General features: G+C 34.9%; 17 protein-coding genes. 9 read left to right on the top strand and 8 right to left on the bottom strand.

Annotated elements, in window-relative coordinates:
• Positions 1 to 2: 2 nt before the first annotated feature.
• The 7 genes from H602_RS0111540 to H602_RS0111505 all read right to left on the bottom strand — a co-directional run bounded on the left by H602_RS0111540 (position 3) and on the right by H602_RS0111505 (position 7430).
• Positions 3 to 1364, bottom strand: a complete 1362-nt coding sequence (locus H602_RS0111540; RefSeq protein ID WP_026978134.1) for an exonuclease domain-containing protein — start codon at positions 1362 to 1364, stop codon at positions 3 to 5.
• A 78-nt stretch (positions 1365 to 1442) separates the two neighbouring features.
• A complete protein-coding gene (locus H602_RS0111535) occupies positions 1443 to 2105 on the bottom strand; it encodes a YggS family pyridoxal phosphate-dependent enzyme (protein ID WP_026978133.1) in 663 nt (220 codons plus the stop codon).
• Between the two features lie 68 nt (positions 2106 to 2173).
• Positions 2174 to 3391: a DUF1015 domain-containing protein gene (locus H602_RS0111530; RefSeq protein WP_026978132.1), complete on the bottom strand. Its 1218-nt coding sequence runs from the start codon at positions 3389 to 3391 to the stop codon at positions 2174 to 2176.
• A 303-nt stretch (positions 3392 to 3694) separates the two neighbouring features.
• Entirely contained in the window at positions 3695 to 4588 is an 894-nt protein-coding gene (locus tag H602_RS0111520) for a 3-hydroxyacyl-CoA dehydrogenase family protein (protein ID WP_026978131.1), read from the bottom strand.
• A 10-nt stretch (positions 4589 to 4598) separates the two neighbouring features.
• A complete protein-coding gene (locus H602_RS0111515; RefSeq protein ID WP_026978130.1) occupies positions 4599 to 5468 on the bottom strand; it encodes a hypothetical protein in 870 nt (289 codons plus the stop codon).
• Positions 5461 to 6462, bottom strand: coding sequence for a PDDEXK nuclease domain-containing protein (locus H602_RS0111510; protein WP_026978129.1), 1002 nt, complete (start codon positions 6460 to 6462; stop codon positions 5461 to 5463). Before H602_RS0111510 ends, H602_RS0111515 begins: the two co-directional genes overlap by 8 nt.
• Positions 6463 to 6464: 2 nt before the next feature.
• The gene (locus H602_RS0111505; protein WP_026978128.1) at positions 6465 to 7430 is read right to left on the bottom strand and encodes a Gfo/Idh/MocA family protein; all 966 of its coding nucleotides are present in this window, start codon (positions 7428 to 7430) and stop codon (positions 6465 to 6467) included.
• Between the two features lie 144 nt (positions 7431 to 7574).
• On the opposite strand from H602_RS0111505, the gene H602_RS0111500 reads away from it, so the two are divergent.
• The gene (locus H602_RS0111500) at positions 7575 to 8216 is read left to right on the top strand and encodes a protein-L-isoaspartate(D-aspartate) O-methyltransferase (RefSeq protein WP_026978127.1); all 642 of its coding nucleotides are present in this window, start codon (positions 7575 to 7577) and stop codon (positions 8214 to 8216) included.
• On the opposite strand, the gene H602_RS0111495 is transcribed toward H602_RS0111500, so the two are convergent.
• The gene (locus H602_RS0111495; RefSeq protein WP_026978126.1) at positions 8213 to 8710 is read right to left on the bottom strand and encodes a metallophosphoesterase family protein; all 498 of its coding nucleotides are present in this window, start codon (positions 8708 to 8710) and stop codon (positions 8213 to 8215) included. The genes H602_RS0111500 and H602_RS0111495 overlap by 4 nt on opposite strands.
• 193 nt (positions 8711 to 8903) lie before the next feature.
• On the opposite strand from H602_RS0111495, the gene truA reads away from it, so the two are divergent.
• From truA to secDF, 8 genes are all read left to right on the top strand, one after another.
• Positions 8904 to 9650, top strand: coding sequence for a tRNA pseudouridine(38-40) synthase TruA (truA, locus tag H602_RS0111490; RefSeq protein ID WP_026978125.1), 747 nt, complete (start codon positions 8904 to 8906; stop codon positions 9648 to 9650).
• Positions 9651 to 9698: 48 nt separating this feature from the next.
• Positions 9699 to 11459, top strand: coding sequence for an ABC transporter ATP-binding protein (locus H602_RS0111485; protein ID WP_026978124.1), 1761 nt, complete (start codon positions 9699 to 9701; stop codon positions 11457 to 11459).
• A 147-nt stretch (positions 11460 to 11606) separates the two neighbouring features.
• Entirely contained in the window at positions 11607 to 12995 is a 1389-nt protein-coding gene (gene lpdA, locus H602_RS0111480) for a dihydrolipoyl dehydrogenase (RefSeq protein WP_026978123.1), read from the top strand.
• Between the two features lie 174 nt (positions 12996 to 13169).
• Complete coding sequence (locus tag H602_RS0111475; RefSeq protein WP_026978122.1) at positions 13170 to 13514, top strand: hypothetical protein; 345 nt, start codon at positions 13170 to 13172, stop codon at positions 13512 to 13514.
• Between the two features lie 241 nt (positions 13515 to 13755).
• Complete coding sequence (gene gyrB / locus H602_RS0111470; protein WP_026978121.1) at positions 13756 to 15699, top strand: DNA topoisomerase (ATP-hydrolyzing) subunit B; 1944 nt, start codon at positions 13756 to 13758, stop codon at positions 15697 to 15699.
• Entirely contained in the window at positions 15671 to 16702 is a 1032-nt protein-coding gene (locus H602_RS0111465) for a DUF6588 family protein (RefSeq protein WP_157505049.1), read from the top strand. The genes gyrB and H602_RS0111465 overlap by 29 nt, the downstream gene beginning before the upstream one ends.
• 27 nt (positions 16703 to 16729) lie before the next feature.
• Positions 16730 to 17665: a malate dehydrogenase gene (locus tag H602_RS0111460; RefSeq protein ID WP_026978119.1), complete on the top strand. Its 936-nt coding sequence runs from the start codon at positions 16730 to 16732 to the stop codon at positions 17663 to 17665.
• A 224-nt stretch (positions 17666 to 17889) separates the two neighbouring features.
• Entirely contained in the window at positions 17890 to 20865 is a 2976-nt protein-coding gene (gene secDF / locus H602_RS0111455) for a protein translocase subunit SecDF (protein WP_026978118.1), read from the top strand.
• Positions 20866 to 21110: the final 245 nt, after the last annotated feature.

Raw genomic sequence — 21110 nt, 5'->3', positions numbered from 1 at the left:
GTTTAAAAATAAATCACTTTTGCGCGATTGTTTCTTCGTAAATAGCTTAAAATAATATTTTTAGCATCTCTGTCTTCTGGCAATGCTGTAATTATCTTTTTTAAAATTTCAGCGTTTGTAACTTGATAATTTAAATTATAAAAAGCAAAACCTTTAAAAACACCATTTTCAATTAAAATAGCACTTTTCTCGTCAATAGCGCGACCTTTTTCAATAATAATTAAATTTTGATTCTGATATTCATTGTATTTTAAAAATTCGGCAACTCTTGAATTATAAAGTGCTGGAGTTTCTTCATTTACACAAGCGCCGTTACATTGCTTAATTTGATAGGGAAAACAGTTGGTTTTTACTTTGTCCATCGCGTTGACTTTCTGGCAAAGTTTATATTTTTCGGTAATTTTATACAAGGCACTTTGCGCTTCATTTTCAGTACCAAATGCAGTAATTTCCTTTTTACGAAAGTCGGTTCTTTTTATGATCAAAGCAATATAGCCTTCTGCAGTTTTCTCTTGGTATAAGGAATACGGAAAAATATTTTTTCGCATCGCGCGATTTAAAACAGGTCGGTTGATTTTAATTTCAGCATTTTCTTTTAGTAGTGCAATTAATTCAGTGCCCGTTTCTTCAAAGCTAACGTCAAAAACTTCCGCCTGAATTTTCTTGCATTTTTTAGTCGTTCCCGCAAAATGTTGGTTGACACGCTTCTTGATATTCTTACTTTTCCCGATATACAATATGGATCCATCTTCCTTGTGAATGTAATAAATTCCTGTAACCGATGGCACTTTTGCAATGATTTCCTTCAATCTTGGAGAAAGTCCTTTTTCAACTTCGGTTTTGATGAAACTTTTTACAATTTCTTTTTCATGGTCTTTTGCCAAAAGCAATTTGAATAATTTAACAGTAGCCAAAGCATCTCCAGAAGCTCTATGTCTGTCTGCCATCGGAATTCCTAAAGCACGAACCAGTTTTCCTAAACTATACGATTCTTGTTCAGGAATTAATTTTTTAGCCAGTTCCACCGTACAAATGTTCGGAATTTCAAAATTATAACCCAATCGATCAAATTCGGTTCTTAAAATTCGGTAATCAAATTGTGCATTATGGGCGACTAAAACAGTACCTTCAGTAATTTCAATGATACGTTTTGCTACTTCATAAAATTTTGGAGCGGTACGAAGCATATCATTATTAATTCCGGTCAACTTTACCACGAAAGGCTGAATTGGTTTTTCAGGATTGACCAAACTTATAAATTGGTCGACAATTTCGTGTCCGTCAAATTTATAAATGGCAATTTCCGTGATTCCTTCCTCGTTAAATGCTCCTCCAGTGGTTTCTATGTCAAGTATTGTGTACAAATTCAGTTGTCAGTTTTCGGTTTTAAGTCGTCAGTTCTCGCGTCTATCGGCAATATTCTTTACTCTATTTTCTTTTCTCTAATTTCTTGTACCAAAGATACTACTTCCAATTCGAACCATCGTACTTCCGCAATCAATTGCCAACTGGTAATCGCCAGACATTCCCATTGAAAGAGTTGTCATTTGGCAGTTTTTAGTATTCAATGCTTTATCAGCGTCAAAAATTGCCTTCAAATGAAGGAATTCTTTTTTGATTTGGTTTTGATTTTCTGTGAAAGTGGCCATTCCCATTAAACCAGTGATTTTTATATTTGAGAATTTTTCATTTTGAACTTCCTTTAAAATCTCGTCTAACTCCGCATCATCCAGACCAAATTTCGTTTCCTCTTCGGCAATATGCATTTGCAAAAGACAATCAATTACCCGATTATTTTTTAAAGCCTCTTTATTTATTTCCTTTAATAATTTCAAAGAATCCACACCATGAATTAAACTTACAAACGGAGCCATAAATTTCACTTTATTCGTTTGAACGTGTCCTATCATGTGCCACTGAATGTCTTTTGGCATTTCCTCAAACTTTTCAGCCATTTCTTGGATCTTGTTTTCACCAAAAATTCTTTGACCAGCTTCGTAAGCGTCCATTAAATCCGAAACAGGTTTTGTTTTAGAAACCGCAACAAGCGTCACATGTTCAGGAAGTGTGCTTTTTATTTCAAGTAAATTTTCTTTTATAGACATAACTTTTTTCAATTCTAATTTCAATAACTATTATAATTTTGCAATCTCTCAATTCTTCAATCCTCTTATCAAAGTTCATAAACCACTAATCCACTTCTGAATTTTGGGTCGATGTAGGTGCTTTTTGGTGGCATAATTAAATTGTTGTCGGCCAATTCTTTAATTTCTGAAATAGCGGTTGGAAAAAGCATGAACCCGACTTCAAACTCGCCTTCATCAATAACTTCTTTTATTGTTATTATAGACTGTTTTCCAGGAATGTAATCAATTCGTTCGTCATTTCGTAAATCTTCAATTCCAAGAATCGGTTCTAAGACTTGTGTATATAAAATTTGGGCATCTAGTTGTTCCAAAACACTTGTAAAATCATGTTGATTTTTTAAGGTTAAACAATAAAATTCGCCATCAAGATACATGCCGAATTCGAATTTCTTTGTAGGTTTCCAAAGTTCTTGTTCCTTGTTTGCGATCCAAAAATTAGCAGCTAATAAATCCAGAAAATTCTCTTTAGAATGTCCGTTTAAATCTCTAATAATTCGATTGAATTCATATATTTTCACATTGGTTTCTGCAATTAAAAAACTCATGAAATAATTTAAATTTTCATTGCCCGAATTTTTATCTTGCTGATAAAGCAATTCTGCTGAAGCAGAACGGTGGTGTCCGTCTGCGATATATAAATTGCCTACAGTTGTAAATTGATCTTGTAACCAAGCTATTTCTTTGGAATCATCAATTTTCCAAAGTTGGTGTTTTTCTCTTCTTGTGGTGGAAAATTCATAAAGCGAATTGGCTTTTTTCTTTTCTACTATCCACGCAGAAATTTCAGGATTGTCAGGATAAGTAATTAGAACAGGTTCAGTATTAAAACCGGTTTGGTGCAAATAATCTTTAAACAATTCGACCCGATATTGTAAGGTATCTTCGTGCTTTTTGATCACATTATTGCGGTAATCTTCCAATGTGGTACCGGCGATAATTCCTGTGAAGGTCTGATTTTTAGTTTCAATTTCATACAAGAAAAAGACAGGTTGCTCTTCCTTCAAGAATATATTTTCTTCCTTGAAATCTCTGTATTTTTGGGCCACTAATTTAAATCGTTTTTCCAATCCGGCTTTCTGCTGATTGGCATAAGCGGGATTCAAAACGTGTAAAAACGAAAACGGATTAAAGTCTAATTGCGATGCTAGTTCTCCCGGCGAATATTCATCGTAGGAACGAGAAGTAACCAGACTCACTTTGTCGCGAGTAGGTCGGACGGCTTTGAACGGAATTATTTTTGCCAAGGTTTTTTTTGTTTAAAGTTTAAAGTTTCCTGCAAGGTTTTCAAAACCTTTTAGTTGTTTTGAAACTAATAATTTTTTTGAAAAAGCAAATTTTTCAACATTAGAATTTTAAAAAGCCCAAGCGATAAAAAGAAGCCTAAAGATTTTATTTCAGCCCCGATTGGAGGGAAAATCCTTTTTTATTGCCGTTGGCTAGAGCCAACGGTAATAAAAAAGATTTGGAAGGAAAGCGGGAAAATGGAAGAACCAAATTCCCAAACGATTCGCTTCTAAAAACAGGTCAAAAAGATATTATTTTGACTTTTACGACTTTATAAACTGCTTTGCTACTTTTTCTGCCTTTTTGCTTTCTGAATAATCATAGAATCCTTCGCCTGATTTTACACCTAATTTACCAGCACGAACCATATTTACCAACAGTGGACAAGGAGCATATTTTGGATTTTTGAAACCGTCATGCATTACATTTAAAATGGCTAAACAAACGTCAAGTCCAATAAAATCAGCTAATTGCAAAGGTCCCATAGGATGTGCCATTCCTAATTTCATTACCGTGTCAATTTCATAAACTCCTGCAACACCGTTGTATAATGTCTCAATCGACTCGTTAATCATTGGCATTAAGATTCTGTTTGCTACGAAACCTGGATAATCGTTTACTTCTGTAGGTGTTTTGCCTAATTGAACCGATAAATCCATGATGATTTTAGTCACTTCATCCGAAGTATTGTAGCCACGAATGATTTCAACCAGCTTCATAATTGGCACTGGATTCATAAAATGCATCCCGATAACGCGTTCAGGATGGGAAACTACGCCACCAATTTGCGTGATGGAAATGGATGAAGTATTTGTTGCTAAAATGGTATCATGTGAACAAGCTTCGTTCAATTGTTTGAAAATGTTAAGCTTTAAATCAACATTTTCTGTTGCAGCTTCAACGACTAAATCGACACCTACAACACCGTCTTTAATATCAGTGTAAGTAATAATGTTGCTGATCGTTTTTAATTTTTCTTCTTCAGAAATGCTTCCCTTTGAAACCATTCGATCCAAGTTTTTAGCGATGGTTGCCATTGCTTGATCTAATGTTTCTTCGGAACGGTCAATTAATTTAACGGTAAAACCGCTTTGTGCAAATGTGTGTGCGATTCCGTTACCCATTGTACCGGCACCAATAACTGCTATGTTTTTCATTGTAAATTGTTTATTTTTCTAATTGTTCTTCTTCGGGTATTGTATGTTCTCCGTATTCATTAATGATATACTTTTTGAAATAGGAATTCAGTAAAAATTGATCCTTTATAATATTTATTTTTTCCATGTTTAATTCCTTTAAATTGGTAAATGTAACGGAAGGGTCTACTTTTCCTTTAATGTTAAATTTTTCAGGAAGTTCAAGAATGTGCGCTTTGTAAATCGCGTCCTTCGCGGCATTATCAATTAGGAGTACATCAAGTCGATAGTATTCGCCGGATTTTGATGATCCATCAGAACTTGCAGAAATTTCAAATCCTCTTGAAGTTTCAATTTGAATCGTTCTATCCGCTAAATTCCATTCATAAGACAATTGATCAAATTCTGTGCTTACCAAAAATTCATATTTTGTTGGACCATGTGTTTCTTTGAAATTCTTTATGAATGCATCTCTTTCCATTTTAGTATCAAATCGAGATTCGGCATAATAAGCGATTGGTTTTTGGTTCAGATTTGTCAAAACAGATAGTTGATCTAAATATTTATTTCCTATTCTTGCAAGGCTGTCTGCATATCGTGTTTTATATAAAAAACCCAATTCTTTTACGGGTACTTTTAGCTCAAAAACTTCTGCTAGATAACTTTCAATTTGATATTTAAAAATAGAGTCGTGCAATGGTACAGTTTTATCACCATCAAAATCTAAATCACCGTAACTAATTATATCTGCTGAAAATAGTTTAGAAACATCTTCGTTAAAGTCGATTTGTTCTAAATCAAATCCAGCATTTTTTTCTAAAACGGTAGGTTGTTTAGTTTTGGATTCCTTCTCGTTACAAGAAATCAAAATTAAGGTTAAAAGCAAGAGTACTTTATTCATGTGTTATAATTTCTATTTCTTTTCTGATTTCGGTTAACAGTTGTTCTTCCGTTGGAAGAATTAATTCATACTGACGGGCTAGAATAGTTTTATTTCCTTCTGGCAAGCTGAACTTAACCACAGCATTATTTTTATCCGCACAAAGTAAAATCCCGATCGTTGGTTTTTCATGCTCCAATTTTTCAATTCGGTCGTAGTAATTGACATACATTTGAAGTTGTCCCAAATCTTCATGCGTTAACTTTTGAGTTTTTATTTCGAAAATCACAAAACATTGTAAGATTCTATTGTAGAAAACCAAATCAATGTAGAAATCATCTCCTTCTAAATGAATGCGTTTTTGTCGCGCAACAAAGGAAAATCCATTTCCTAATTCTAATAAAAAATCTTGTAGATTAGTGATGATCGCTTGTTCTAAATCCTTTTCATAATAAGCACTTTCTCTTCTTAAACCCAAAAACTCTAGAATCATTGGGTCTTTTATAATTTCGGCTGGATTTGTAGGAATAGCTTCGTTTCTTGCCACAGCTAAAACGCTTTCCTTGTCATTACTTAAAAGTAAACGCTCGAAAAGTTGACTGTTTATTTGTCGTTCCATTTGCCGAACAGACCAATTGTTTTTTACCGTCTCGGCTATATAATGTTCTCTTTTATCTTCATTAGAGATTCCTAAAAGTGTTTTGTAATGGGTCCAGCTCAATTGCGTCCGCAGTGAGGACGCAATTGGAAAAGTTCTATAAAATTGACGATATCTTTCGAGTTGTCGTGCTGAAAAGCCACTTCCAAATCCGGGTTGCAACTGTTCTGAAAGATATTTTATCAGATATTCACCGTAAGTGGCACGGTCTTGTCCGTTTTGTTCTTCGTTAAAAACGCGTTCACCAATATGCCAATATAACAAAGTCCGCTGCATGTCAACGGCTCGAATTGCAGTCTGTCTCGCAGAAGCAATCAATGTTTTTATATCATTTATTATAGTGGGATTGGTCACCATTTTTATCTTTTCATCGCATCAATTATTGCATAAGCTACTCTTAATGCTTCTGTACCATCTTCTAAAGTTACAATTGGCGTGGTATTGTTTACAATTGCATCAGCAAATGTTTCTAATTCCTCTAAAATTGCATTATTATTTTCCACTTCGGGATTGTCAAAATAAATCTGCTTTTTTAAACCTTCAGCATTTTGCAAAATCATATCAAAATCACCAGGAACTTCTGGAGCGTCTTTCATTTTTACCACTTCACATTTTTTCTCCAAGAAATCAACAGAAATGTATGCGTCTTTTTGAAAAAATCTTGATTTACGCATATTTTTCAATGAAATTCGACTGGAAGTTAAATTGGCCACACAACCATTTTCGAACTCAATTCGAGCATTTGCAATATCTGGAGTTTCTGATATTACAGAAACGCCACTGGCATGAATCGCCTTTACTTTTGATTTTACCACACTTAAAATTGCATCAATATCGTGAATCATTAAGTCCAAGACTACGGGAACATCAGTACCTCGAGGATTGAATTCAGCTAATCGATGGGTTTCGATAAACATTGGATTTTCAATTGAATCTTTTACCGAAATAAATGCAGGATTAAAGCGTTCGACGTGACCAACTTGTCCTTTAACATTGTATTCGTTAGCCAAAGCAATGATTTCTTCAGCTTCTTCCACAGTGTTTGAAATTGGCTTTTCAAGAAAAACATGTTTGCCCGACTTTATAGCAACTTTTGCACATTTATAATGCGAAAGGGTAGGAGTGACAATGTCTATAACTTCAACAGCAGTAAGCAATTTGGCAATTGTATCAAAGCGTTTGTATCCAAACTCTTTTTCAATTTTCACAGCATTCTCGGCATTTTCGTCATAAAAACCAACCAGCTCGTATTTAGTTGATTGTTGCAATAACCGTAAATGTATTTTTCCCAGATGTCCAGCACCTAAAACGCCCACTTTTAGCATATAAATGTATTTTCAACAAAAATAACATTAATTGTTCAAAGATTAAAGTTTGCGTCGTAAAGTTTCAAATCTATTATTTCATAAATCCAAATCAAAAATTAGGTTTTACTTTCTTATTTTTGCCAAAATTCATTTACCATTATTTTGAAAGATACCGCCAAACATCAAGGACTCCGTAATCAATTGATTTCCGTTTTGAAAGAAAAGGGAATTACAGATGTGGCAGTTTTGGACGCTATTCATAAAATTCCTAGACATTTATTTTTGAATTCCAGTTTTGAAGATTATGCATACCAAGACAAGGCGTTTCCTATTGGAGCGGGTCAAACCATATCGCAACCCTATACAGTAGCTTTTCAATCCCAACTTTTAGAAGTCAAGAAAGACCATAAAGTATTAGAAATTGGAACGGGTTCTGGCTATCAAACTGCGGTTTTATGCGGTATTGGTGCAAAAGTATATACAATTGAACGTCAAAATGAATTGTTCAAATCAACATCTTTATTATTGCCAAAATTAGGCATCAGACCTAAACACATATCTTTTGGAGATGGTTATAAAGGATTGCCAAATTATGCTCCTTTTGACAGTATCATTGTAACTGCCGGAGCGCCATTTATTCCAAAACCATTGATGGCACAGCTCAAAATTGGTGGAAGGCTTGTAATTCCTTTAGGCGAAGACCATCAAATCATGACACTTTTAATTCGAAAAAACGAAACTCAATTTGAAAAACATGAGTTTGGTGAGTTTCGATTTGTTCCATTACTGGAAAATAAAAATTAAGCTCGCTTACCAATTTCTACGATTTCCAAATGCTGAATTTTATCTCCTTCAATTTCAAAACGCAACATGGTTCGTACTTGATGAAAACCGCTGACTCCAGCGGCACCAGGATTCATGTGTAAAAAATTTAGTTTTTTGTCAAACATCACTTTCAAAATATGCGAGTGTCCACAAATAAATAATTTCGGTGGATTTTGAGTCAGTTCTTCCCGAATCGCCTGATTGTACTTTCCGGGATAACCGCCAATATGCGTAATTAAAACGTCTACTCCTTCACACAAAAACCGATTATTTAAGGGAAATTCCATTCGAGCTTCCGCATTGTCAATGTTGCCATACACTGCACGAAGCGGCTTCAGTTTTTTTAAAGCATCCGTAACTTTTAAATCGCCAATATCTCCAGCATGCCACACTTCATCAGCAAGATGAACGTATTTTAAAATTGTATCGTCAAGATGACTGTGTGTATCCGAAAGTAAAAGTATTTTTTTCAAAGTAGCATTTTTTAGAACTATTTCTAGCTTTCCATTTCTAGTGACAGGTAAGGGTATTCTCTGCAAATTGGGCTAAAATTTGGTGCAAAATTAGAACATTTGTTTTCAAAATCATATTAACATTTTGTTGTAATTGAAATCTAATTTTTTTAGGTTTAAAAAAGTATCTTTGTACCCTTAACTTTCTGGCAATTTGCGATTTTTTATACAACTTTCTTATAACGGAACAAACTACCATGGTTGGCAAATTCAACCCAATGCAACTTCTGTGCAAGAAACGTTGACTAAAGCGCTTCGTGTTGTTTTAAGTGACAAGAACTTAACAATTATGGGAGCTGGACGAACCGATACTGGCGTTCATGCAAGTCAAATGTTTGCGCATTTTGATTATGAAAATCATATTGATTCAAAAACGATGGTCCATAAGTTGAATTCATTTTTACCTAAAGATATTGCAGTTTCCGATATTATTTTGTTAGACGAAAATGCGCACGCTCGTTTTGATGCAAAACAAAGGACGTACGAATATAAAATCAATACTTCTAAAAATGTTTTTTTGGATGAATTGAGTTGGTACTACAATAAAGAATTGAATATTGAAGCGATGAATGATGCAGCGAAACTGTTAATCGAGTTTACCGATTTTCAATGTTTTTCAAAAGTGCATACAGACGTTAATACATTCAATTGTAAGATCAGTCAAGCTTTTTGGAAGAAAGAAAAGGACGAATTGATTTTTACCATATCAGCAGATCGCTTCTTGCGAAACATGGTGCGTTCCATAGTGGGAACATTGGTGTACGTTGGTTTAGGTAAAATTTCAAAAGCAGATTTCCAAACCATTATTGAAAGTAAGGACCGAAAAAAAGCAGGGTTTTCAGTTCCCGCACACGGACTTTATTTGACTGATATTAAATACGATTATATAAAAATGGTGTAATTTATTGATTGTTTTATCAGAAGCTACAATCATAAATCTAAAATGTTAATGAAAGCAAAAGCATTCGATACAGGAGTTTTTAAACGGATAATGTTTTACACTAAACCTTATAAATGGCGTTTCAATAGCGTTATAGTTTGGGCAATATCATTATCCATTTTCGCGGCTTTAAGGCCGTATTTGTTAAAGCAAACCGTAGACGGTTATATCCAGACCAATGATGGTCAAGGATTGTTGTACTACATTATTTTGATGGGAGCTGTGTTATTACTGGAAGTAATCTCGCAGTTTTACTTTGTATATTGGGCCAACTGGCTTGGACAAGATATTGTAAAAGACATCCGAACTAAATTATTCAAGCATCTTTTGAGTTTTCGAATGAAATATTTCGATAATGCGCCAGTTGGTCAATTGGTTACTCGGTCGGTTTCGGATATTGAGGCAATCGCTCGGATTTTTAGCCAAGGACTTTTTATGATTGTCAGTGATTTGATGAAAATGGTGGTAGTCTTGATTTTTATGTTCTACATGAACTGGAAATTAACGTGGATTGTTATTATTGCAATGCCTATTTTAGTAATTGCAACACGTATTTTTCAGCAAAAAATGCAAGTTGCTTTTCAAGAAGTCCGGACGCAAATCTCTAATATGAATACTTTTGTTCAAGAACGCGTAACAGGGATGAAAATCGTTCAGCTCTTCAATAGAGAATATATTGAAGCCGAAAAATTCAGTCAGATAAACGACAAACATAAAAAAGCGTGGATTAAAACCGTTTGGTACAACTCCATCTTTTTTCCCATTGCAGATATTATTTCGTCCTTGACATTGGGTATGGTGGTTTGGTACGGTGGAACACGAATTTTGGGTGGAGACATGACCACAACTTTTGGTGATTTATTCTCTTACACAATGTTCATCACGATGCTTTTTAATCCTCTACGTCAAATTGCCGACAAATTTAACGAGATGCAAATGGGAATGATTGCTGCAAATCGGGTGTTTGATATTTTGGATACGGAAGATCAAATTCAAGATAAAGGCGATATGATTGCACCCGTTTTTGAAGGTAGAATCGAATTCAAGGACGTGCATTTTGGTTATTTGGAAAATGAAGAAGTGATTAAAGGAATTAATTTGAAAGTAAATCCTGGAGAAACAGTTGCCATTGTTGGTTCAACAGGAGCTGGAAAATCAACCATCATTAATTTACTCAATCGTTTTTATGAAATTAATAAAGGGACGATTTATATCGATGGCGAAAATATTAACAGCTACTCGTTAGAATCGTTGCGGAAGCAAATTGCAGTGGTTTTACAAGACGTGTTTTTATTTGCAGATACAATTTACAATAATATCACATTAAATAATACTGAAATCTCGAGAGAAGAAGTGATTGCTGCGGCAAAAAATATTGGTGTGCATCCTTTTATCATGAATTTACCCAACGGTTACGACTATAATGTAAAAGAAAGAGGAGTGATGCTTTCATCGGGTCAACGCCAATTGATTGCTTTTTTACGTGCTTATGTTAGTAATCCAAGTATTTTAATTCTGGATGAAGCAACTTCTTCCATCGATACGTATTCTGAAGAATTAATTCAAAGAGCTACGGAAACGATTACCAAAGGCCGTACGTCCATTGTAATTGCACATCGATTAGCAACAATTATCAACGCCGATAAAATTATTGTCATGGACAAAGGTTTGATTGTAGAGCAAGGCAGTCATAATGATTTAGTGCATCGCGAAAATGGATATTACAAAAGATTGTACGATTCGCAGTTTTCGGTTGAGAAAATCGGATAAATTTTCGGTGAAAAAATAAACAACTTTGAAGTTTTTCTAAAACAGAATAATTCCTTATTTTCGCTACCTGAAAAACAACAAGTTTTAAATGTAAGAAAGACGCGTTTTGCAACTTTCTTTTTTATCAAATAGTAAACCAAAGAAAAAATGAAATACGATATTATTGTTTTAGGAAGTGGGCCAGGTGGTTATGTAACTGCAATTCGTGCTTCGCAATTGGGTTTTAAAACCGCTGTAATCGAAAAAGAAAGTTTAGGTGGGGTATGTTTGAATTGGGGTTGTATTCCAACAAAAGCATTATTGAAATCGGCTCAAGTTTTTGATTATTTAAAACATGCTTCTGATTACGGATTGACTATTTCAGAATTTGACAAAGATTTTAGTGCAGTAGTGCAACGTTCAAGAGGCGTTGCGAATGGAATGAGTAAAGGAATTGAGTTTTTAATGAAAAAAAACAAAATTGACGTTATTCAAGGTACCGGAAAAATCAAAACGGGTAAGAAAATTGACGTTACTGATAAAGACGGAAAAACTACTGAATATTCGGCAGACCATATTATTATTGCTACTGGAGCACGATCTCGTGAATTGCCAAGTTTGCCACAAGATGGTAAAAAAGTAATTGGTTACCGTCAAGCGATGACTTTACCAGAACAACCAAAATCGATGATTATTGTTGGTTCAGGTGCTATTGGAGTTGAGTTTGCACATTTTTACAATTCGATGGGAACGGATGTTACTGTTGTTGAATTTATGCCAAATATTGTTCCAGTTGAAGACGAAGACATTTCAAAACAAATGGAGCGTTCCATGAAGAAAGCAGGTGTGAAAATCATGACGAATTCTTCTGTTGAAAAAGTAGATACTTCAGGTCCTGGAGTTAAAGCGACGGTAAAAACTGCTAAAGGAGAAGAAATTCTTGAAGCAGATGTATTGCTTTCTGCTGTTGGAATCAAATCAAATATTGAAAATATCGGTTTAGAAGAAGTAGGAATTACTACTGATAAAGATAAAATTATAGTAAACGATTTTTACCAAACAAATGTTCCAGGCTATTATGCCATTGGTGATATTGTTCCAGGTCAAGCTCTAGCTCACGTAGCTTCTGCGGAAGGGATAACTTGTGTAGAAAAAATTGCAGGAATGCACGTGGATCCTATTGATTACGGAAATATTCCAGGTTGTACGTATGCAACGCCAGAAATTGCTTCTGTTGGTTTGACTGAAAAACAAGCAAGAGAAAAAGGATACGATTTGAAAATTGGAAAATTCCCTTTTTCAGCGTCTGGAAAAGCAAGTGCTTCTGGAGCGAAAGATGGTTTTGTGAAAGTGATTTTTGACGCAAAGTACGGCGAATGGTTAGGTTGTCATATGATTGGCGCTGGAGTTACCGACATGATTGCAGAAGCTGTTTTAGGACGTAAATTAGAAACTACAGGTCATGAAGTTTTGAAAACAATTCACCCACACCCAACAATGAGTGAAGCGGTCATGGAAGCGGTTGCAGCAGCTTATGATGAAGTAATTCACATGTAAGATTAAGGATTTAATTGTTATTTGTATTGTACTTGACATTTACATTGATATTGAAAAGTCTGCTTTAAAGCAGACTTTTTTTATGAAATAGTGTAAGGTATAGAGGTAATTGTATAAAGCTGGTCTGAAAGTTTATGATTAATTTTATGCAATCAATTTTTAAATAGTAGTAGTATGAGTAATTCAGATAAAAATAATCGCGATGATGATTCTAAAGTACCGGATTTTCTAAACTATCCAGCAAATGAAGATATTTATCGTCAAGGTCAGAAAGAGGAAGATATCGATCCCAGTGATCCTTCAAAAATGAAGCACACAATTGATCCAAATATCGCTAATGAAAGAAACGAACTCGATTTTGAAACCATTAAAACAGGTAAAGATTTAGATGTTCCCGGTTCGGAATTGGATGATGACTTAGAAAATGTAGGCAGCGAAGACGAAGAGAATAATTATTATTCCATCGGAGGCGATAACCACGATGATTTAGACGAAAACAAAGGAGAGAATGATTTATAATACTAATGCCGTTTGAATTTCAAACGGCATTTTTGTTTGCACTCTAAATTCAAATACTCTTTGTGTGAAAATCTAATTTATAATTTGATCTACTGAAGTCGGTTTTCAAGTCGAAAACGGTTTGTTTTTACAAACAAATGTTAATAACTTACGTACGCTTATCAAGTATTTAACTTGCTATTTGCCTGCGTTTTGTTATATTTGTTCGTTAAACAAAATTTACACAGATTAAGACTTTAAAATGAGCGAAGAAATCAAGAAGGACAATTATTCAGCAGATAGTATTCAGGCATTAGAAGGAATGGAGCACGTAAGAATGCGACCTTCCATGTATATTGGAGATGTAGGTGTTCGAGGATTACATCATTTGGTATATGAAGTAGTTGATAACTCTATAGATGAAGCAATGGGTGGTCATTGTGATACCATTCGTGTAGATATAAACGAAGACGGTTCTATTTCGGTAGAAGATAATGGTCGAGGTATTCCAGTTGGTATTCATAAAAAAGAAGGTGTTTCTGCGCTTGAGGTTGTAATGACTAAAATTGGTGCCGGTGGTAAATTCGACAAAGATTCCTACAAGGTTTCTGGAGGTTTGCACGGTGTGGGTGTTTCTGTAGTGAATGCACTTTCCAATCATTTAAGAGCAACAGTTCACAGTTCGGATGGAAATATTTACGAGCAAGAATATGAGAAGGGTAAAGCACTGTATCCGGTAAAACAAATTGGTCAAACTACAAAGAGAGGTACGATTGTTACCTTTTATCCAGATCCAAGTATTTTTACACAAACTATAGATTACTCTTACGATACTTTATCGGCCCGTATGCGAGAATTGTCTTTCCTTAACAAAGGGATTACTATCACGTTTACAGACAAAAGAGAATTGGATAAGGACGGAAATTTTGTTTCAGAAATTTTTCATTCTACCGAAGGTTTAAAAGAATACATTAGATATTTAGATGGAAATCGTGAGCCAATTATTGCACACGTCATTTCAATGGACAGCGACAAAGGAGAAATTCCGGTTGAGGTTGCTTTGATTTACAATACCAGTTATTCCGAAAATATTTTTTCTTACGTAAATAATATCAATACCCACGAAGGAGGGACGCACTTGCAAGGTTTTAGAACGGGTCTAACGAGATCGTTAAAGAAATATGCAGATGCTTCAGGAATGTTGGATAAATTAAAATTTGATATCTCTGGAGATGATTTCCGTGAAGGCTTAACAGCTATTATTTCGGTAAAAGTTGCAGAACCGCAATTTGAAGGACAAACAAAAACCAAACTGGGTAACAGAGAAGTAGTTTCTCCTGTAAGTCAAGCGGTTGGAGATATGATTGAAGCTTATTTGGAAGAAAATCCGAATGACGCTCGAATCATTGTTCAAAAAGTAATTTTGGCAGCCCAAGCACGTCACGCAGCGAAGAAAGCACGTGAAATGGTGCAGCGTAAAACCGTAATGGGTGGCGGTGGATTACCTGGAAAATTATCGGATTGTTCAGAACAAGATCCTGCAAAATGCGAAGTATATCTTGTCGAGGGAGATTCGGCGGGTGGAACTGCAAAACAAGGTCGCGATCGAAACTTTCAAGCCATTTTGCCTTTGCGTGGTAAAATTTTGAATGTGGAAAAAGCAATGCAACATAAAGTATTTGAAAACGAAGAAATTCGAAATATTTTTACGGCGTTAGGTGTAACTATTGGAACAGAGGAAGATAGTAAGGCGTTGAATTTAACAAAATTGCGTTACCATAAAGTAATTATTATGTGTGATGCCGATGTCGATGGAAGTCACATCTCTACCTTGATATTAACATTCTTTTTCCGTTTTATGCGCGAATTAATTGAAGACGGCCACGTATATATTGCAGCACCACCTTTATATTTAGTGAAGAAAGGAAATAAAAAAGAATACGCTTGGAATGACGTTCAGCGCGATCAAGCCAACGAAAGAATGGGTGGAAGTGCTGGAATTCAGCGTTACAAAGGTCTTGGAGAGATGAATGCGGAACAATTATGGGAAACTACAATGGATCCAAATTTCAGAACGCTTCGAAAAGTGACTATTGATAGTTTGGCGGAAGCCGACAGAGTTTTCTCAATGTTAATGGGTGACGAAGTACCGCCAAGAAGAGAATTCATAGAAAAGAATGCAGTTTACGCTAATATTGATGCGTAAATTAGGGACTATATTTGGTCTCGCTGGATTGTTTGTGATGAATAATTCAAATCTTATGGCGCAAAATTCAGGTATCGATCCTGCTTTTGGCTATTTAATTCAGGATGCCATCTATTTTACCGAACATTATATTACACCTGCAACTGATGCTGCTGTTTATCAAGCAGCATCTAGTTGGGTGAATACGCCCCAAAAAGCCAATATGTGGGATTTTACTTTAGGACTCCACATGAATACTTTTTTGGTTCCAAAATCCGATCGAAATTTTCGACTTGACAATCAGGATTTGAGTTTCTTTCAAATAGAAGGCCAAGATTCAGCTTTAACTCCCACAGCTTTGGGGGGCGATCAATATGTCATGCTCCAAGGAGTTTTAGGGGACAGTGATGTAATATTAAGAAGTCCTGAAGGCGTAGATCGTGAAGTGATCATTTATCCTTATCTACAAGGCGCTATTGGAATCGGGTATGGTACAGAAGCTGTTGTGAAATTTTCTCCAAAAACCACACTTAAAAATGTGGAATACCAAGTGTATGTTTTAGGATTTAAGCATTCACTTAGTCAGTATTTTAAAAATGTCGAAGATAAAAATATTCACTTTTCAGTATTAGTTGCGTATGCTATGGAAGATTTGACTGTAAATTTTCTTGACATTGACACGGACTATGGAAACTTGGGACTTAATGCTTTAAACAGTCTGATTGACACGTGGCAAATGCAGTTTAATGGTTCAAAAAAGTGGGATAAATTTGAGCTTAGTACAGGGATAATTGCCAATACAAGCACTTTTGACTATAAATTAAAAGGAGAAAAAGGGGCTATCGAAGAAATTTTGCCTTTGCAATCCATATTAAATAACGAATTAAAAGCAATTACCGATAATAAATTTAACCTTATCGGCGAAGTATCGGGCAGAGTAGAAATTTATCGATTTTTTCTGCAAACTACGATTGCTTTTGGTAAATTTGTAAACACAAATTTGTCACTACAACACAAATTTTAAAAATTAAAAATCTAAAAACAACATATTATGAAAGTTACAATAGTTGGTGCTGGAAACGTTGGAGCATCTTGTGCAGATGTAATTTCTTACAGAGGAATTGCAAGTGAAGTAGTTTTATTAGACATCAAAGAAGGTTTTGCCGAAGGTAAGGCGATGGATATCATGCAATGTGCTTCAAACACGGGATTTAATACACAACTTTCAGGAGTTACAAATGATTATACTAAAACAGCAAATAGTGATGTAGTAGTTATTACTTCTGGAATTCCAAGAAAGCCAGGAATGACACGCGAAGAATTAATTGGTATCAATGCAGGAATTGTAAAATCAGTTTCAGAAAATGTATTGGCCAATTCTCCAAATGCAATCATCGTAGTAGTTTCTAATCCAATGGACACAATGACATACTTGGCTTTAAAAGCTACAGGTTTGCCAAAAAATAGAATCATCGGAATGGGTGGTGCTTTAGATAGTTCTCGTTTCAGATACTATTTGTCAAAAGCGTTAGACAAGCCACAAAGAGATGTTTCTGCAATGGTAATTGGTGGACACGGAGATACCACTATGATTCCATTAACACGTTTGGCATCTTATAACGGTATTCCAGTTTCTGAATTTTTATCACAAGAAGAATTAGACAAAGTAGCCGCTGACACAATGGTTGGAGGAGCAACTTTAACTGGTTTATTAGGAACTTCAGCTTGGTATGCTCCTGGAGCTTCTGTAGCGTACTTAGTAGACAGCATCTTAAACAACCAGAAGAAAATGATTGCTTGTTCAGTATTCCTAGAAGGTGAATATGGAGAAAGCGATATCTGTATCGGCGTTCCTTGTATCATCGGTAAAAATGGAGTAGAAGAAATTGTTACTATTTCATTGAATGAAGATGAAAAAGCTAAATTTGCTAAAAGCGCAACGGCTGTAAGAAGCATGAATGCAGAGCTAAATGCAAATTTGAAATAGTTTAAAAATTCAAATATATAAAAGAGACTGCATAATGTGCAGTCTTTTTTTTAAGATTAATTAAGAAATAAATTGGTTAATCTTTATCTAAATTATATATTTGCTCGTTTTAAAAATAACGGCGACCTTAGAGTTTAAATTTTTTTACAGAATCTTTAAACTTTAATGTGAATTTATTCATAAAAACACCAAAATACAATCAAATTAATTAATTATTAGTAATAATGCAGAATAGAGGACTTATTAAATTTTTTGCAATTTTGTTTGCATTGGTAAGTATTTACCAACTTTCTTTCACATTTGTAGCAAGTAGCGTCGAAAGCAAGGCAAAAGCGTATGCAAATGGAGACAGTGAAAAAGAAAATGCGTATTTAGATTCCATCGGTAAAAAAGATGTTTTTCTTGGGATGTTTACTTACGATGAAGTAAAAGAAAAGAAAATCAACAAAGGATTGGATTTAGAAGGAGGAATTAACGTAATTCTTCAAATCTCGGTTAAAGATGTTTTAAAAGGATTGGCAAACAATTCTAAAGATGCAACTTTCAATAAATCTTTGGATGATGCAACTAAAAATTTACAAGGAAATCAAACCTATATTGATGCCTTCTTTATTGCATTCAACGAAAATGCGCAAGGAAAAACGAAACTAGCTTCTCCAGATATTTTTGCAAATAAAAACTTACAAGGAGCAGACGGGATTAACTTTAAAATGAGTAATTCTGAAGCTGAAAAAGTAATCAGAAGAAAAGTAGACGAGTCTGTAAACAGCGCATTCTTAGTTTTAAGAAAACGTATTGACAAATTTGGTGTTACACAACCTAACATTCAGAAATTAGGTGAAACAGGTCGTATCTTAGTAGAGCTTCCTGGAGCGAAAGATGTAGATCGTATCAAAAAATTATTATCAAGTACCGCTCAATTAGAGTTTTGGGAAACGTATAAAATTGAAGAAATCAGACCGTTTTTAGGTGCTGCAAATACAGCGTTACAAAAAACAGAAATTGCAAAGGTAGAAACTGCACCAGCAGTTAAAGATACTTTAGCTTCTTTATTAACAGATGCAGATTCTTCTGCAACTGCTGCGGGAAACAACCCATTGTTTGACAAAATTATTGGTCAAGGTGGAGGTCCTATCCTAGGTTTGTTTTCTCCAAAAGATACTGCAGCTATCAATGGATACTTCAAGCGTCAAGACATTCGTAATTTATTACAAGGTGAACAACGTTATACAAAATTTGTTTGGGGAAAACCTGAAACAATTACAGATGATAAAGGTGTTGAAACAGAATCTTTGCAATTATATGCATTAAGAGGAAACAGAGACAATGTAGCTCCAATGAGTGGTGGAGTGATTACAGAAGCAAGAGACGAATTTGACGCAAGTGGTAAACCATCTGTGTCTATGCAAATGAACGGTGCTGGAGCAAAAGCTTGGGAAGAATTAACAGGTGTTGCTTACAGAGAACAACGTAACATTGCTATTGTACTTGATGATGTAGTGTATTCTGCACCAGGTGTTACAACAGGACCAATTGCTGGAGGTAACTCTCAAATTTCGGGAGCATTTACAGTTGCAGAAACAAAAGATTTAGCAAACGTATTGAAAGCAGGTAAGTTACCAGCTGCAGCAGATATTATTCAATCAGAAGTAGTAGGACCATCCTTAGGTCAAGAAGCTATTGACAGCGGTATTAATTCAGCTCTTTTTGGATTACTATTGGTTTCAATCTGGATGATGATTTACTATGGTAAAGCAGGTCTGTATGCAAATATTGCATTAGCAGTCAACTTATTATTCCTTTTTGGAGTTCTTGCAAGTTTTGGATTTGTATTGACGTTGCCAGGTATTGCAGGTATCGTTTTAACAGTAGGTACGGCGGTAGATGCTAATATCATTATATTTGAAAGAGCAAAAGAAGAATTGCGTTTAGGTAAAACTTTAGACGAAGCGATTAAAGAATCATACAGTTGGACTGGAGCAATGCGTTCTATCGTAGATGCAAACGTTACCCACATTTTAACAGGTATTGTATTGTTTATTTTCGGTACAGGACCAATTCAAGGATTTGCATTGACGTTACTTATTGGTATTTTTACCTCTTTGTTTACTGCAATTTTCATCACAAGAATTATGTTAGATTGGGATGCGTACAAAGGAAAAGTATTATCTTTTGCAACTGGTTTTTCTAAAAACTTCTTCACAAACTTTAATTTTAACTTCTTAGGATTTAAGAAATATACATACATCTTCTCTGCAATTGTAGTTATTGCAAGTATAGCTTCTTTAGCAACAAATGGGTTGAATCAAGGTGTTGATTTTGTTGGAGGAAGAACGTTCCAAGTTCGTTTTGACAAAGCAGTAGCTACTGATGTAGTAAAAGAAGATTTGAACGCCGTATTTGGTGGTGGAGTAGAAGCTAAGATTTTTGGTAACGACAATCAGTTGAAAATTACCACAAAATATAAAGTAGAAGAGCACGGAACCGAAGCAGATAAAGAAGTAAATACACTATTGTTTGACGGTTTGAAAAAACACTACGCAGCCGATATGACTTATGATAAATTCGTAAATGCATATGACGGTAAAACAGTAGGTATTTTACAAGCTTCTAAGGTTGGACCAACGGTTGCCGAAGATATTAAAACCAACTCCTATTGGGCAGTTTTAGGTGCAATGGCTATTGTATTTATTTACCTAACAATCAGTTTCCGTAAATGGCAGTATTCTCTTGGAGCAATCGCTGCAGTAGCACACGATGTTATCTTTGTATTAGGTATTTATTCTGTAATGTGGAAATGGGCTCCATTCGGTATGGAAATCGATCAGCACTTTATCGCTGCTATTTTGACCGTAATTGGATACTCAATGAATGATACAGTTATTGTATTTGACAGAGTTCGTGAATACTTAGCGGGTAAAACTAAAGGTTCATTCAACGAGATTGTGAATAAATCGATTAACTCTACAATGGCAAGAACAATCAATACATCATTAACGATGATTATGGTTCTTTTGGTAATGTTCATCTTTGGTGGTGAATCAATTAGAGGATTCATCTTCGCCATGTTAGTAGGTATGATTGTAGGTACTTATTCTTCATTATTTATTGCAACACCGGTATTGGTGGATACAATTTCTGATGCAGAACACAAACGTATCGAAGATCTACATAACAATGCAACTGAAGAAATGGCATAGTTATCCATAAAATAACAATACAAGAAACCGTCTCAATTTATGAGACGGTTTTTTTTTGGACAATTTCTAATAGCGACCATTACATTTTGTAATCTCACTTTTATCTCAAAGTGCAGCACTATTTACAACCTCCATTTCAAACCAATACAAACATGGCCCACGGTGTCCTATTTAATTTGAACTTGTCTTATTATATAACAAACAATACTAAACAGACATTGACCATGATCACTTACTCTTTTTCA

Source organism: Flavobacterium tegetincola DSM 22377 (genome assembly GCF_000425485.1).
Classification (GTDB): domain Bacteria; phylum Bacteroidota; class Bacteroidia; order Flavobacteriales; family Flavobacteriaceae; genus Flavobacterium; species Flavobacterium tegetincola.
Note: the sequence above shows the minus strand (reverse complement) of the source record. Positions and strands in the feature narration are given on the sequence as shown.

What these genes read in the sequence shown, in the direction of transcription:
- H602_RS0111535 (WP_026978133.1), bottom strand. Translation starts at nt 2,105, where the DNA reads ATGTCTATAAAAGAAAATTTACTTGAAATAAAAAGCACACTTCCTGAA.
- H602_RS0111520 (WP_026978131.1), bottom strand. Translation starts at nt 4,588, where the DNA reads ATGAAAAACATAGCAGTTATTGGTGCCGGTACAATGGGTAACGGAATC.
- H602_RS0111515 (WP_026978130.1), bottom strand. Translation starts at nt 5,468, where the DNA reads ATGAATAAAGTACTCTTGCTTTTAACCTTAATTTTGATTTCTTGTAAC.
- H602_RS0111510 (WP_026978129.1), bottom strand. Translation starts at nt 6,462, where the DNA reads ATGGTGACCAATCCCACTATAATAAATGATATAAAAACATTGATTGCT.
- H602_RS0111505 (WP_026978128.1), bottom strand. Translation starts at nt 7,430, where the DNA reads ATGCTAAAAGTGGGCGTTTTAGGTGCTGGACATCTGGGAAAAATACAT.
- H602_RS0111485 (WP_026978124.1), top strand. Translation starts at nt 9,699, where the DNA reads ATGAAAGCAAAAGCATTCGATACAGGAGTTTTTAAACGGATAATGTTT.
- lpdA (WP_026978123.1), top strand. Translation starts at nt 11,607, where the DNA reads ATGAAATACGATATTATTGTTTTAGGAAGTGGGCCAGGTGGTTATGTA.
- H602_RS0111475 (WP_026978122.1), top strand. Translation starts at nt 13,170, where the DNA reads ATGAGTAATTCAGATAAAAATAATCGCGATGATGATTCTAAAGTACCG.
- gyrB (WP_026978121.1), top strand. Translation starts at nt 13,756, where the DNA reads ATGAGCGAAGAAATCAAGAAGGACAATTATTCAGCAGATAGTATTCAG.
- H602_RS0111465 (WP_157505049.1), top strand. Translation starts at nt 15,671, where the DNA reads ATGCAGTTTACGCTAATATTGATGCGTAAATTAGGGACTATATTTGGT.
- H602_RS0111460 (WP_026978119.1), top strand. Translation starts at nt 16,730, where the DNA reads ATGAAAGTTACAATAGTTGGTGCTGGAAACGTTGGAGCATCTTGTGCA.
- secDF (WP_026978118.1), top strand. Translation starts at nt 17,890, where the DNA reads ATGCAGAATAGAGGACTTATTAAATTTTTTGCAATTTTGTTTGCATTG.